This window comes from Bacillus cereus (assembly GCF_025917685.1).
Lineage (GTDB): Bacteria > Bacillota > Bacilli > Bacillales > Bacillaceae_G > Bacillus_A > Bacillus_A cereus_AT.
In genome coordinates, this window is record NZ_CP089518.1 from 4012762 (window position 1) to 4026530 (window position 13769).

Consider the following 13769-nt stretch of genomic DNA (forward strand, 5'->3'; position numbering starts at 1 on the left):
CCCTTATCCCGTAGGTAAAAATCCGAGAATTGTTTCAATTACAACCGTCAAAATGGGAATTGCCATAACGAGAATCAAAATTTTTCCAGCTAATTCAATTTTCGAGGCGATTGCACCTTGACCAGCATCTTTTGTAATTTGTGCACCAAACTCAGCGATATAAGCAATCCCTATAATTTTCAATAATGTTTCTACATATACGTTGCTAACCTTTGCTTCACTCGCCACTCTCTCAATCATTTGCAAGATAGAATGAATTTGATCGATTAAGAGAAGAAACATTACGCTACCAACGAACACAATAAATAACGATGTAATACTAGATTTATGCTGATTTAAAACAGCGGCTAAAAACGTAGCAACGAGGCCTAATCCGACAATTTGTATAATTTCGATTCGAACCGCCTCCTTTACTGGAAGAGAAAGACACTTTTAATCTTGTCGAACAGAGTATTAATTAAAAATGCAACATGAAATAAAATAACGACAAAACCGACAAGGATAACCCAATTTGCAATATCCTCTCGCTTTAATTCTTTTAGTACGGTATGAATGAAAGCTAAAACAATGCCGATTCCGGCGATTTGAAATATTAATCCAACATCAATGGACATCGCCTTTCTCCCCCCTATAGCAGTAAAATTACGATAAGTAGCCCTGCTAGCACTCCTAAACTCTTTATCATTTTTTCGTATTGTAGTTGTAAAGCTTTTGCTTCTCCTTCTTCTCTCTCCAAATGTGTAATACATAACCGAATATGTTTTTGTTGTGATTCACGATCATGTTGTCCAAGTGTTTCACCAAATTGTTGCAGTATTTCATACTCGGTTTGTTTAAACGCCGTTAATGTCCAGTTCTCTTTCAAACTATCGATCCAAGCCTCTCTAACTGTTTGTTCTCCGTTCTCTAGACGCCTCGCAAAGCTTTGAAATATCCAATTTAATGGCTTCGGCATTTGTTTAACCAATCGCTCAGCCGCTTCAGATAAAGGCGTGTGCCCATACATAATTTCCGCTTCTAATGATTGCAATGCCGCTTTCAATAATCTAAGTTGCCGCGGTCTCTCGCTGTATCGTTTAGCGTATGAAAATCCGAAAAAGGTACTGACCGCAACTATTAATACCGCACCAAATATTTTCACCATACGCCTTGAGCCTTTCTATGAGGTAATACTGGTTTTCCATCTCTGTCTTTCACTTGCATAACCGTTCCTGGTCCTCTCGCTTTTGACAATTCTACAAACCTATCAAATACACCAAGTTCCAGCACCGCCTGTAACGATGGACGTTTCACAACATCATCATAAGAAAATCCGTGTGCACTTATAAAAAGCTGAACGCCAGCATGCACCGCCTCCATAATCGCTTCACTATCTTCTTTACGTCCAATTTCATCTACAATTAATATGTCTGGACTCATAGAACGAATCATCATCATCATTCCTTCAGCTTTTGGACAAGCATCTAATACATCTACTCGCGTGCCAAAGTCATATTGCGGGATCCCTTTCACACAGCCCGCAATTTCTGATCGTTCATCCACAATTCCCACTTTACATGAAGGAATTTTCGAAGCACTCACACCTTGACTCATACAGCGTGCTACATCTCTTAAAAGTGTTGTTTTCCCCGTTTGCGGTGGACCAATTACCATCGTGTTTAACCATCGTGATTCATAAAGATATGGCAGGAGCGGCTCAGCAATCCCTATTTTTTGACGGGCAATACGAATATTAAAAGAAGAGACATCCCTAATCATTTTCACCGCACTTTTTTCTGTAATGACTTTTCCGGCTAGGCCAATTCTATGTCCTCCTCGTAGTGTCACATATCCACGTTTCAATTCCTCTTCCATCGTATAAATCGAAAATTGACTTAATTTATTCAATAAGTAGAGTGCATCTTCCGCTGTAGCGATATAGTCATAAAAAAACACTTCTCCATGTGCGATACACTCTAGCGGCCTTCCAATTCGAACGCGAATTTCTTCTAGAGCATCGTATTGCTTACAACCTTCAACTAACTGTTTCATCGTTTTCGGTAATACCTCTAATACTTCTTTCATAAGCTTCTCCCCACTATACTCGACTTACTATTTCAACAACGCGATAAAAATGCAGCCAATTCCAAGCGCTAGAAAAAAGAGTTTCAGGAAAGAAATTTCACTTGCTACACTCGCTATGCCAATTGTCATTGTTAAAATTAATACGGTCGGTCCAACAAACGCCAACATACCATTTATAAACAATGCTTTCTTCGCATCATTCACATAAAGCATAAGCAAAGCGGCGAATATTTCCGCGCTACCTGAAAACAACCGAAGTAATCCCATCACAAGCACGGATGTTTCCATTGCCGCTAGCCACTGTTTCATTCTCTCACCTTCTCCCATAACGGTTACTAGTTCCTTATTCTAAAAAAGAATATATTTGTACAACCATATGCAGAGGTTGTCTATTTCAGAAGTAAAAACATAATTTTCCTATTCCGATCTTATTAGAATCTGAATATTCTTATTTTTTATGATATATTTAATAGAAAAGGAGTATGGACGATGCAGCACGTTACTTTATTACCACTCGATTTTCGCTATGCAAATGTGATTTTCGAGCTATCAAGCAATCCACATGTAAAAAATGCATTAGGGATACAGGTAGAAAAAATCGAAGACACGAAGGCGTTTCTTCTTTTCGCAATAGAAGAAGAACGCCAAAAGAAGTCTTTATCCAGAATGATTGTAAATGAAAAAAATGAAATAATTGGCCTCACCACACTTAAACATATTAATTATGAGAAGAAGCAATCTCATATTGGTAGTTGGATTGGCTATCCATACTGGGGAAAAGGCTATAATGAGGCCGCTAAAAAAGAAATCTTCAAAGTCGCTTTCCTAGACTTACAACTCACATACGTATTCGCGGGTGCTAAAACGACTAACATTCGCTCTTTAAAGGCGCAAGAGAAACTACCTTATATTTCATTGCATGTGGAAAACAAGTTTCCCGGCGAACACGCTGCACTTGAGAAAGAAGTAAAGTCACCTTGCTCACTACATGTCGTATCACGCAAGAATTTTTTAAATTGGCTGGACGTACAAAATGAGGGGGGAAAACATGAAGGTATTGAAAATTAGTTTAACAATTGTAGTAGAATTAGCTATTATTTATCTTTTTTCAAAGATGGTCTCTTGGTCATTTATGGAGAGTTTTTTCCTTGGCAGCTTAGCAATATTTGCAATTACGTGGTTAATTATTATGAGTAACCATAGAAATAACATTACAGATCACGCAGTAAGTAAGACATTAACTGGTGTTGAAACTGGTGAAATAAAACCATTCCAAATCGTTTTCACTCCATATATCGCGGGTACTCTTTCACTTGTCTTAGTTAGTTTTGTTATAACTGCCATTTACTATCTACCCTACTTTCTATAAAAAAAGCACTCGTGATAATCACGAGTGCTTTTCTACTATGCACGAGAAACGTATTTACCTTCACCAGTGTTGATGATAAGCATTTCGCCTTCGTTAATGAAGATTGGTACTTGTACAACAAGACCAGTTTCTAATGTAGCTGGTTTTGTTACGTTAGAAGCTGTGTCACCTTTAATACCAGGTTCTGTCTCTGACACTTTTAATTCAACAGTATTCGGAAGTTCAACACCAAGTACTTCATCTTGGTATGTCATAATAGATACTTCCATGTTTTCTTTTAGGAATTTTAATTCGCGCTCAATTTGGTTTTCACCAAGTTCGATTTGCTCATAAGTTCCGTTATCCATAAATACGTGAGACTCACCACTCGCGTATAAGTATTGCATACGACGGTTTTCGATGTGTGCTTTTTCTACTTTTTCACCTGCACGGAATGTTTTCTCTTGAACAGATCCTGTGCGAAGGTTACGTAGTTTAGAGCGAACGAATGCAGCACCTTTACCTGGCTTTACGTGTTGGAAATCCATTACTTGCCAAAGGGCATTGTCCACTGAGATTGTTAAACCTGTACGAAAATCGTTTACTGAAATCATGTAAAAAAATCCTCCTGTGTATTACAAAATAATAAGTTCTTTTGGTGATTTCGTTATTACTTCATTACCTTCACTTGTTACAATGATATCATCTTCAATACGTACCCCGCCAACACCTGGAATATAAATACCTGGTTCTACTGTTACAGCCATACCTGGTTCAAGTAATGTATCAGAACGGAACGCTAAACCTGGTGCTTCATGGATTTCAAGACCGATTCCATGACCAGTAGAGTGTCCGAAGTATTCACCATATCCTTTTTCCGTTATGTAATCACGCGTTAATGCATCAGCTTCACGGCCCGTTAAACCAGCTTTAATACCGTTCACACCACGTAGTTGTGCTTCTAAAACGATATTATAAATTTCTTTTAATTTATCAGACGGTTCACCGACTGCAATCGTACGAGTAATATCAGAGCAATATCCTTTGTAATAAGCGCCGAAGTCTAATGTAACGAAATCTCCTTTTTCTATCACTTTTTCAGATGCCACGCCGTGCGGTAATGCCGAACGAAGACCTGAAGCAACGATAATATCAAACGAAGAAGATGTCGCTCCTTGTTTTCTCATGAAAAATTCAAGTTCATTTGACACTTCAATTTCAGATACTCCCGGGCGAATGAATGATAGAATATGCTCAAAGGCAGCATCTGCAATCTGTGCAGCTTCCTTTAATATCTTAATCTCTGAATCAGTCTTTATCAAGCGTAACTTTTCTACAAGCCCAGAAGTTGGGATAAATTCAGCTTCGATCGCTTCATTATGCGTTACGTAAGAGCTATATGTAAGAGTATCTTGTTCAAATCCTAGTTTTTGAATTCCTAGTTCTTTAACTTGTTTCGCAACTTCATCAAGAATTAATCCTGCATGCTGTACAATTTCATATCCAACCGCTTGCTTACTAGCTTGCTCTACGTAACGGAAATCTGTAATAAATAGAGCACGTTCTTTTGAAATTAGTACAACACCAGCTGTTCCTGTGAAATTCGCCATATATCTACGGCTATGTTCATTCGTTAATACGATACCGTCAATACCAGCCTCATCAAAAGCACTTCTTAATCTCTCGATCTTTCCCATTACTTTATGCCTCCCTCAATTTCTCCATTAATGCAAATAACGCTAGCTTATAGCCATAAAAACCAAATCCAACAATTTGTCCTGCACAAACAGCCGCCGTCACAGATTCGTGACGGAACGATTCACGCTGGTGAATGTTAGAAATATGTACTTCAATAACCGGAATCGAAACACTTGCGATAGCATCCCGAATCGCATAGCTATAATGCGTAAATGCACCTGGATTTAGAATGATTCCTTCATATATGTCATCAGCCTCATGAATAATATCAATAATAGCTCCTTCATGATTCGATTGAAAACATTCTAACTCCACTCCCATTTTCTCTGCTTCTTGTTTCATATCTGTTTCAAGCGTCGCTAACGTTCCTTCTCCATATACATTTACCTCTCTGACACCAAGGCGATTTAGGTTAGGACCATTTACGAGGAGTAACTTTTTCATTTTCTTAAAACTCCTTAATATTAAAGAATGTCTATACGACATTTTAACATACGAATCACTTATTTGAATAGTTTGTCTTCTCGAGCCCTTCTCCTCTATTTGTATTGTTCGCTTCGAATGCAACAGAGTATGAAATAAAGACACCATATAATATAAAGATACATGCTGTTGTTACAATTGTTCCTTTCGGTAAATGAAGTGCACTTTTTATAACTGGTGCCATTATCCCCATTCCCAAAAATAATAATGCCCACCAAAATAAACCGTATAGTATACCAGGTAGTACGCCTTCAAACTTTTTAAAAAGAGCTTTATAGAGCAAGGCCACTAAAATTGAAAGAAGTCCCATACAAACGATGCCTAGCATATTTCCCCAAACCCCTTCTTTCCAATCTCCAAACGCAAACGGTAAAAGGAAATAATTAGGTCCAGCTTCTGTAAACGAGAATATATGAAGGAAATACCATATACTTCCCCAAAACAAGCCTCCAAATAAACCAATTTGTACAAAGTTCCTTATCGTTGATTGTTCTTGATTCACATTGACACCTCCGCTCAATAGTATGCCCGAAACTATTTTGAAGCATGTTTAAATTCTGCGAAATTTGTCTATAAAAAGAATAAGAAATGTCCTACTCTCGTAACATTTCCCCTTGTCATCTGCTTGTATTTGTCGATAAAATAAAGGAAACTCGGTGATTGTCTCATTTCAAAATGGCAGGACCAAGTATGACAATTACCTCTTTTTCTACATAAGAGAGAAACAAATACAGGTTGGTGTTAACATGGCAGAAGAGTCAAAACAAATATATGGCGGGCAAGCAGTCATAGAAGGAGTTATGTTTGGCGGTAGAGAATATACTGTTACAGCGGTTCGTCGTAAAGATAAATCGATTGAATTTTATCGATTACCACGCGTTCGTAATAAAGCATTATCTATCCTAAAGAAGATTCCATTTATACGAGGTATTGCCGCTATCGTGGACGCAAGTGCGAATGGAGCGAAGCATTTAAACTTTGCTTCAGAACGATTTGATGTCCACCCAGAAGAAGATGAACAAATTGCAAATAAAAAAGAAGAACAATCAAAATTAACGATGATATTAGGAGTTGCAGCAGTTGGCGTTTTATCGTTCATATTCGGTAAAGTAATTTTCACAGCAGTTCCTGCACTATTAGCTGAACTAACGAGACCGATTTTCCCATCTCATACAGGGCAAATCATTGTCGAAAGTGTCATTAAGCTCATGTTATTATTGAGCTATATATACTTTATTTCTTTAACCCCACTTATTAAGAGGGTGTTTCAGTACCACGGTGCAGAGCATAAAGTAATTAATGCTTATGAGAATAATCTTCCACTAACTGTAGACAATGTTCAAAAGCAAACTCGCCTCCATTATCGCTGTGGCAGTAGCTTTATAATATTTACAGTTATTATTGGAATGTTTGTTTATTTCCTAGTTCCTACAGATCCACTTTGGGCAAGGGTAGTAAACCGAATTTTATTAATTCCAGTTGTTCTCGGCATTTCTTTTGAAGTATTACAATTTACCAATCGATTACGAGATGTCCCTGTTTTGCGAGTACTTGGATATCCAGGATTATGGCTGCAACTATTAACAACGAAAGAACCAACAGATGATCAAGCGGAAGTTGCAATCGCATCGTTTGAAGAATTATTACGTTTAGAAAACAAACAATAATTATTTAAAAATGGTGTTCAACTCCTTTCCTCATCGTTAATATACTAATTTTAATATATGTTTTTAGGAGGTGTCCCTTATGAACGGTCGTTCGTTTACATTCGCTATATTTGTGCTTATTATCGGATTAGCAATATTCGGCCTTGTTTCATCTGTTATTACAGATCCAATGGGAATATTGAAAAACATTGGTATCATGTTAGCTGTCGTCGGTATCTTTTACTTACTCTACAAAATGTTTACAAACTCTAGTGGTTCTGCAAATTCGCAAAGCTCATATAAGCGTGCAGCGAAACAATCGAACCGCAAACACGGGAAACAAAATGTAGCACCCCTAAGTAATTCTTTCTTGAAACGAAATGCTTCTGATGACAAGGGGAAAAAGGGTAATTCTCCATCGTTGAAAAGAAAAAGAAAACAATCTCATTTAACTGTCATTGAAGGTAAAAAAAACAAAAAGAAAGACCGTGCTTCCTTTTAGGAAATACGGTCTTTTTTTATCTCAATTAGTATGGGCAAATAATCAGTGGGGATGAGAAAAGCCCCGATTAATTAAAGTTTCACTTTATATATTGAAGTACTTCTTTCAAACTTTTTTCTTTCATACTTTCGATACGAAGGTGATGGTTTTCAAATTGTAGATTTCTTGTCACATCATTAGGTACGACGACACATTTTAATCCTGCTGCAATTGCTGCTTTCAATCCATTTAATGAATCTTCAAATACAACAGCTTCCGATGGTTCAACTCCTAATTCTTCTATCGCAACTTTATAAAGAGCGGGATCTGGTTTTACCTTCACGACATCTTCTCTCGTTTTAATCACTTCAAAATACTCTCTAATCTGTAGCTCTTCTAAAAAACGAACGACCCACTCTCTAGATGAACTGGAGGCTAATGCGATTTTTAATCCAACTTCTTTCGCTTCTTCTAAATATTCTTTTACACCGTCACGTGCTTTCGGTATTTTCATTTTTTCTTTATGTAAAGTTGTTACTTTTTCCTTTAATGTACGCTCATTAAACTTTTCTTTTAATTGCTCTTTTAAATATGCATAAAGCACTTCATCTGTCGTTCCAATACATTTTGCAAATTCCTCTAAAGGTAACTCGCCGCCGTATTCACGAACAGCATCTCTAAAAGAGTGAAACCATATTGTTTCTGTGTCCACAATTAATCCATCAAAATCAAAAATAATCGCTTTCATTATTCTCCCGTCCTTTTCGATTGAAATAAAAAAGGAAACGCCATACGTTCCCCTTAATTACTTTTCTCTTCATTTGCTTTTTGAACACCACGAAGTGTTTCTACTCGAACTTCATCTTGTTCAAAGTATTGTACTAAATCACCGATACGGTCAATTGATTCCCAACTTAAATGATGTTCAATTCCTTCTACATCATTATAAATTTTGCTTTCATCCACACCGATAATGCGCATAAACTGTTCTAACAATTCATGACGATATACGAGACGTTCTCCGATTTTTTTACCTTTTGATGTTAATACAAGCCCTCTATATTTTTCATAAATTAGATATTCGTCCTTGTCTAATTTTTGTACCATTTTTGTTACAGAGGATGGATGTACACTAAGCGCTTCAGCAATATCAGATACACGGGCATAACCCTTTTCATCAATCAACAAATAAATTTGTTCAATATAATCTTCCATACTAGGGGTAGGCATCGGTTTCCTCCATCCAATTTCATTTTGCTTATTCCGTACGAAGCAATCAATAAAATGATACACCAGAAAGAATAACGTGACAAGGTGGAAACGAGCCTAAATATATAAAACAAAAAAAGAATCCATATTCGCATACAGATTCCCCTTATGTAAAATATTGAATTTCTGCATCGGGAAAATACTCATATATATAACCTCGTATTGTTTCTTCTAATACTTCCACATCATCCTTTTGATATACATATTTTCCAATACCGTATCGTCCCCATTTATATTTCCGCTTCTCTTCATCCATTTCAAGTTTCGTATTTGGATAACGCTCTTGAATGACCTTTTTTGCCGGTTTCGTAAAGCGATGTTGAATTAATTCGAACGTTAAATTTGGTATCGTCATATCTTTTAACGCATTGTACAACCGTTCAAACAATTCACGGTACCCTTCTTCCCACCCTTCATGCATATAAATTGGCGCAACAATAAAACCAAGAGGGTAATTAGCCCCCGCCACTTTACGTGCAGCCTCAATTCGTTCTTCAAATGGCGATGTCCCTGGTTCAAAATTTTTAATCACATAACGTGAATTAATACTAAATCGAAAACGCGTTTTCCCATTATGCCTTGCATCTAATAAATGATCAACGTGCGAATATTTTGTAACGAAACGTAAACGTCCATGTTCACTGTCTCCGATAAACTCTATCGCCCGCTTTAATGCATGTGTTAAATGATCAATTCCGACGATGTCTGATGTACACGCCGCTTCAAATCTTGTTATTTCAGGGGCCCTTTCATCCATATATTGCTTTGCCTTCTCAAATATTTCATCTAGATTCACATACACCCTTACGTAAGGTTTACTACCAAGTGTCGTTTGCAAATAACAATAATGACAATGTCCCATACACCCTGTTGCAAGCGGGATTGCATATTCAGCTGACGGCTTTGATGTATCAAACTTTAATGTCTTCCTCACCCCAACGACTAGTGTCGCTTTTGCATTACGATACTTTTGCAATTCATTTTCGCCTGGCAAATTTCTAATTTGATTGTGTGATGTCGTTTCACGAATTTCTAATCCCATCTTCGTAAACTTCTCATAAAGCTCTTTTCCAAGCGGATATTCGAGTGCCCTCGGTTCAAAGTAAACGAGTTTTGGCATAAATGGTTTCATATGCTTCCCTCCTCTCGTTAGTATGGGAAACAAAGTAAAATTAACACAGATTAAAGTTTTCCACTTCAGTAACTTGCGTTGCAAGTTACTGAATGTTATAATTTGGATACCAGCTACCTTGCAACGCAAGTTACCTGGATAAAAGGTGGTGAAATCATGCACAGCCAAATGTTAAAAGGTGTACTAGAAGGGTGTATTCTATACATCATTTCACAAGAAGAAGTGTACGGATATGAACTGAGTACAAAATTAAATAAACATGGCTTTACATTCGTAAGCGAAGGAAGCATATATCCGTTATTGTTACGCATGCAAAAAGAGAAACTTATTGAAGGTACATTAAAGGCTTCCTCTCTTGGACCGAAGCGAAAATATTATCACGTAACTGATAAGGGATTAGAACAGCTTGAAGAATTTAAAAAAAGCTGGGGAATGGTTTCAACGACGGTAAACAATTTATTACAAGGGGAGTGATAGGGATGAATGCGCAAGATATGGTTAAATTGAACAATAGAAAACGAGAACTTCTAACACCTGAAAACGAATCTGCTTACGGTGATATGTTAGTATATCTTCGATTATCTAACGTACCCGAGCAACAAATGGAGGAACTTTTACTAGAAATATTAGATCATCTTATCGAAGCACAAACAGAAAATAAAAATGCTTACGACATCTTTGGAGATGATTTACAATCTTATTGCGATGAACTTATATCAGCTTCACCAACCCAAACAAAGCTAGAAAAAACTTCTTTGATTGGATTTGCTATTAGTTTACTTCTTGCTATACAGTTTGGCATAGATGCAATTATTTCATTTTTTATGTTTCTCTTTAAAAAAAACAATACATTATCAAGTCCGCCTTTTAGCATCCTTGGAACTACTTTGTCTGTTTCACTAATTATACTAGGCATACTGTTTATTTTATATTTATTAAAGCGTTACTCCTTTGATCAGAAGATGAATTGGAAAAGAAGAATTCTATTTGGTTTCGCTTTCGCTACTCCATTTTGTTCCGCTATATTCTTAAATATTTATTTCAAAAAGCAACCTTACCTCATTTATCATCTAACCTTTTGGCAAAATGCCTTAATCGCTATCTTATTTTACGTTTTATATAAATTACTATATAAAAAATCAAATTTTTAACAGCCTCTCAAGAGGCTGTTTTTTCTTCTGTCTAATTTTACAAATTGAAAAATTTCATAAAGAAAATAAGAAAAATGCAAAATAATTAAAGTTAATTGTTGACGTGATGCTTTTATTATCGGTATCATAAATCTTCGTGAGCAATTATTTTTCGTTATACGATTTTTTTATTATTACTGAATTTTTGAGAGGAGAAATTAGATGTCAGTTAAGAAGAAAACGCAAGTACGCACCGGCAAAATGGTACGTGAACTAATGTTAGCAGACGAAGATGTAAATGCTTCGCTAATTATGGTATATAGTGAAAACGGTGTAAACGCAGAAATTAAAATCGAGGGCTTAACGCCGAAATGTAACGAAGAATTATTTTTGAGCGGAAACGTGGATTGGAACAAGAGTGTTATTTATAAAATTGTTGATTTCACTGGGAACGCTGAAGTTGGTAAAGTTACATTAACAGCGATGAACAAAAATAATGTTTCTCTAGAAGTTGAACGCGTTATGTGGAGCAAAGAAAATAAAGAAGCTGCTGAGCAAGAAGAAACAGTTGCAGAAGCTACTCCGAAAAAAGAAGTAGTTGTAGAAGCTCCAAAAGCAGTTACACCTGCTCCAAAACCTGTTACGCGAGTAGAAACACCTGCTATGGCGCCTAAACCTACTCCGGTACCAACACCGAAGCCAGTAAGTGTTGAAGCAGCTGTAGAACTATCTACTCCAGCACCTATGAAAAAAACAGTACCTACTCCAGTTACAAAGCAAGAGACAGCACCGGTTACTCCTGCAAAACCAAAGCAACCTGCTTTGACTGAAACAAATACAAAACTACAAGAAAATTATGTTAAACTTGTGAAAAAGACAATTGAAGTTTGTCAAGATTACGAGCTTGGCATCGACATAGATGATTCTATTGAAGGATTAAAAGAAGAGCTACAAAGCCAAGGTATTAGCGTTACATTCGACAAAGAGATTATGGACGTTGTAAATCGCCTTCGTTCTTTACAAGATAAAGGAATCAAAGTAGAAAAAGTACTTACTTTACTATAAAAATAAGGAGATGGCGGTCGCCATCTCCTTATTTTTTATAATTCCATTCATTACTTTCATACTTCTCTTTTGCTAACGTTTGAACTTCATGAAGCTGTTCTTCTGTTAGTTCATACGGCACAAGCTCTATATCTAATCCTTTTTCAAATCCAGTTTCAAACGCTTTAATTAACTGTTCAATCGTAAATGTACGATCTGTTAATTCATTAATCGCTACCGCTTTAGAAGAAAACATGTTTTTCATACGCTCTTTTACACGTTCATTCGGGAATAAAAATAGATCGTATAACTCATCTAAATCTATTTCTAACGGAATAGAACCGTGCTGTAAAATAACACCTTTTTGACGTGTTTGAGCACTACCTGCGATTTTTCTTCCTTCAACTACAATTTCATACCAAGATGGTGCATCAAAACATACTCCTGAACGCGGATTTTTCAAATTTTCACGATCCGCTTCTGTTTTCGGAACTGCATAATATGCTTCTAATCCTAATGCCTTAAAACCATCTAATAAGCCTTGCGAAATAACACGATATGCTTCTGTAACTGTTTTTGGCATATTTGGATGATCTTCAGACACAATAACACTGTACGTTAATTCTTTATCATGTAATACACCCCTGCCGCCTGTTTGACGACGAACGAAACCATATTCTTTTTCGTTAACTACATCCATATTAATGTCTTTTTCAACACGCTGAAAATACCCGACTGTTAATGTCGGCACTTCCCATTCATAAAAACGAATTGTTGGCGGCATTTTCTTTTCACTTTGCCAATTTAATAAGCATTCATCTAACGCCATATTAAATGCTGGTGAACATTGACCAGAGTTAATATAACACCATTTTTCTTTTCCCATCCTGCACCTCATATAACCAATTATTTTTCACATTCTCTAGTCTACCAAATTCGACAAAATTTGTGAAAGAATACGAAATTTCTTCTTATATGCGAATGAATCTGTTGCATAAATACATATGGGCATTATAATATTGAAAGTAGGATTAGAAAAAAGGGAGCGATAGAACCGTGTCAACAAGTTGGATTATTTTATTAGCCGTAATCGTAGCGTTCATCGGTTACACTGTATGGATGTATTTCTATCAGAAAAAATTAATTAAAACTCTTACAGAAGAAGAATTTCGCGCTGGCTACCGTAAAGCACAGCTTATCGATATTCGCGAAGCAGACGAATATAACGCAGGGCATATTTTAGGTGCACGTAACATTCCGTTATCACAAGTTCGCCTTCGTCATAAAGAACTTCGTAAAGATCAACCTGTTTACTTATACTGCCAAAGCGGATTCCGTACAGGTCGTGCAGCACAATACTTAAAAAAACAAGGCTACAAAGATTTCTACCAATTACAAGGTGGATTTAAATCTTGGACAGGCAAAATTAAAAAGAAATAACATACAAAAAACTAGCTGTGTAATTCAGCTAGTT

21 protein-coding genes are annotated in these 13769 nt (G+C 36.5%); 8 read left to right on the forward strand and 13 right to left on the reverse strand.

Going from position 1 to position 13769, the window contains the following annotated elements; genetic code table 11:
* Nucleotides 1–3 precede the first annotated feature (3 nt).
* Genes spoIIIAD through LUS72_RS20795 form a run of 5 tightly spaced genes read right to left on the reverse strand, consistent with a single transcriptional unit; the run spans nt 4 to nt 2373 of the window.
* Nucleotides 4–387 carry a stage III sporulation protein AD gene (spoIIIAD, locus tag LUS72_RS20775; RefSeq protein ID WP_079998460.1) on the reverse strand — a complete coding sequence of 128 codons (384 nt, stop codon included), beginning with the start codon at nt 385–387 and terminating at the stop codon, nt 4–6.
* A 23-nt stretch (nt 388–410) separates the two neighbouring features.
* A complete protein-coding gene (gene spoIIIAC / locus LUS72_RS20780) occupies nt 411–614 on the reverse strand; it encodes a stage III sporulation protein AC (protein WP_000020914.1) in 204 nt (67 codons plus the stop codon).
* A 14-nt stretch (nt 615–628) separates the two neighbouring features.
* The gene (spoIIIAB, locus tag LUS72_RS20785; RefSeq protein WP_002122444.1) at nt 629–1144 is read right to left on the reverse strand and encodes a stage III sporulation protein SpoIIIAB; all 516 of its coding nucleotides are present in this window, start codon (nt 1142–1144) and stop codon (nt 629–631) included.
* Nucleotides 1138–2064: a stage III sporulation protein AA gene (spoIIIAA, locus tag LUS72_RS20790; RefSeq protein WP_097830728.1), complete on the reverse strand. Its 927-nt coding sequence runs from the start codon at nt 2062–2064 to the stop codon at nt 1138–1140. The genes spoIIIAB and spoIIIAA overlap by 7 nt, the downstream gene beginning before the upstream one ends.
* Nucleotides 2065–2091: 27 nt before the next feature.
* On the reverse strand, nt 2092–2373 hold the full coding sequence (locus LUS72_RS20795; protein WP_000816054.1) for a YqhV family protein: 282 nt from the start codon (nt 2371–2373) through the stop codon (nt 2092–2094).
* A 180-nt stretch (nt 2374–2553) separates the two neighbouring features.
* Here LUS72_RS20795 and LUS72_RS20800 point away from each other — a divergent pair, with 180 nt between their 5' ends.
* Nucleotides 2554–3132: a GNAT family N-acetyltransferase gene (locus LUS72_RS20800; protein ID WP_097830727.1), complete on the forward strand. Its 579-nt coding sequence runs from the start codon at nt 2554–2556 to the stop codon at nt 3130–3132.
* Nucleotides 3113–3433 (forward strand): hypothetical protein, encoded by a 321-nt coding sequence (locus tag LUS72_RS20805; RefSeq protein WP_097830726.1) that lies wholly within the window; start codon nt 3113–3115, stop codon nt 3431–3433. The genes LUS72_RS20800 and LUS72_RS20805 overlap by 20 nt, the downstream gene beginning before the upstream one ends.
* A gap of 35 nt (nt 3434–3468) precedes the next feature.
* Here LUS72_RS20805 and efp read toward each other — a convergent pair whose 3' ends face one another.
* From efp to LUS72_RS20825, 4 genes are read right to left on the reverse strand one after another with little or no spacing between them, the layout of a single operon-like run.
* Nucleotides 3469–4026, reverse strand: coding sequence for an elongation factor P (gene efp, locus LUS72_RS20810; protein WP_000626521.1), 558 nt, complete (start codon nt 4024–4026; stop codon nt 3469–3471).
* A 21-nt stretch (nt 4027–4047) separates the two neighbouring features.
* Nucleotides 4048–5109, reverse strand: coding sequence for a Xaa-Pro dipeptidase (gene pepQ / locus LUS72_RS20815; RefSeq protein ID WP_097830725.1), 1062 nt, complete (start codon nt 5107–5109; stop codon nt 4048–4050).
* A 4-nt stretch (nt 5110–5113) separates the two neighbouring features.
* Nucleotides 5114–5554, reverse strand: a complete 441-nt coding sequence (aroQ, locus tag LUS72_RS20820; protein WP_000735138.1) for a type II 3-dehydroquinate dehydratase — start codon at nt 5552–5554, stop codon at nt 5114–5116.
* Between the two features lie 55 nt (nt 5555–5609).
* On the reverse strand, nt 5610–6095 hold the full coding sequence (locus LUS72_RS20825; protein ID WP_128853427.1) for a YqhR family membrane protein: 486 nt from the start codon (nt 6093–6095) through the stop codon (nt 5610–5612).
* Nucleotides 6096–6339: 244 nt separating this feature from the next.
* On the opposite strand from LUS72_RS20825, the gene LUS72_RS20830 reads away from it, so the two are divergent.
* Both LUS72_RS20830 and LUS72_RS20835 read left to right on the forward strand, forming a co-directional pair.
* Entirely contained in the window at nt 6340–7260 is a 921-nt protein-coding gene (locus tag LUS72_RS20830; RefSeq protein ID WP_097830723.1) for a DUF1385 domain-containing protein, read from the forward strand.
* 79 nt (nt 7261–7339) lie between these two features.
* Nucleotides 7340–7741 carry an SA1362 family protein gene (locus LUS72_RS20835; protein ID WP_097830722.1) on the forward strand — a complete coding sequence of 134 codons (402 nt, stop codon included), beginning with the start codon at nt 7340–7342 and terminating at the stop codon, nt 7739–7741.
* A 79-nt stretch (nt 7742–7820) separates the two neighbouring features.
* Here LUS72_RS20835 and LUS72_RS20840 read toward each other — a convergent pair whose 3' ends face one another.
* The 3 genes from LUS72_RS20840 to splB all read right to left on the reverse strand — a co-directional run bounded on the left by LUS72_RS20840 (nt 7821) and on the right by splB (nt 10121).
* On the reverse strand, nt 7821–8468 hold the full coding sequence (locus tag LUS72_RS20840) for an HAD family hydrolase (protein WP_141533238.1): 648 nt from the start codon (nt 8466–8468) through the stop codon (nt 7821–7823).
* 53 nt (nt 8469–8521) lie between these two features.
* Nucleotides 8522–8950, reverse strand: a complete 429-nt coding sequence (gene mntR / locus LUS72_RS20845; protein ID WP_001143080.1) for a transcriptional regulator MntR — start codon at nt 8948–8950, stop codon at nt 8522–8524.
* A gap of 145 nt (nt 8951–9095) precedes the next feature.
* Nucleotides 9096–10121, reverse strand: coding sequence for a spore photoproduct lyase (gene splB / locus LUS72_RS20850; RefSeq protein ID WP_336297050.1), 1026 nt, complete (start codon nt 10119–10121; stop codon nt 9096–9098).
* A gap of 156 nt (nt 10122–10277) precedes the next feature.
* Here splB and LUS72_RS20855 point away from each other — a divergent pair, with 156 nt between their 5' ends.
* The 3 genes from LUS72_RS20855 to LUS72_RS20865 all read left to right on the forward strand — a co-directional run bounded on the left by LUS72_RS20855 (nt 10278) and on the right by LUS72_RS20865 (nt 12316).
* Nucleotides 10278–10595 (forward strand): PadR family transcriptional regulator, encoded by a 318-nt coding sequence (locus LUS72_RS20855; protein WP_000556081.1) that lies wholly within the window; start codon nt 10278–10280, stop codon nt 10593–10595.
* 5 nt (nt 10596–10600) lie between these two features.
* Nucleotides 10601–11272: a DUF1129 family protein gene (locus LUS72_RS20860; protein ID WP_264448229.1), complete on the forward strand. Its 672-nt coding sequence runs from the start codon at nt 10601–10603 to the stop codon at nt 11270–11272.
* Between the two features lie 201 nt (nt 11273–11473).
* Nucleotides 11474–12316 (forward strand): hypothetical protein, encoded by an 843-nt coding sequence (locus LUS72_RS20865; RefSeq protein ID WP_264448230.1) that lies wholly within the window; start codon nt 11474–11476, stop codon nt 12314–12316.
* A 28-nt stretch (nt 12317–12344) separates the two neighbouring features.
* On the opposite strand, the gene LUS72_RS20870 is transcribed toward LUS72_RS20865, so the two are convergent.
* On the reverse strand, nt 12345–13181 hold the full coding sequence (locus LUS72_RS20870; RefSeq protein WP_000514069.1) for a lipoate--protein ligase family protein: 837 nt from the start codon (nt 13179–13181) through the stop codon (nt 12345–12347).
* A 170-nt stretch (nt 13182–13351) separates the two neighbouring features.
* On the opposite strand from LUS72_RS20870, the gene LUS72_RS20875 reads away from it, so the two are divergent.
* A complete protein-coding gene (locus LUS72_RS20875; RefSeq protein ID WP_097830714.1) occupies nt 13352–13735 on the forward strand; it encodes a rhodanese-like domain-containing protein in 384 nt (127 codons plus the stop codon).
* The last annotated feature ends 34 nt before the right edge of the window (nt 13736–13769 follow it).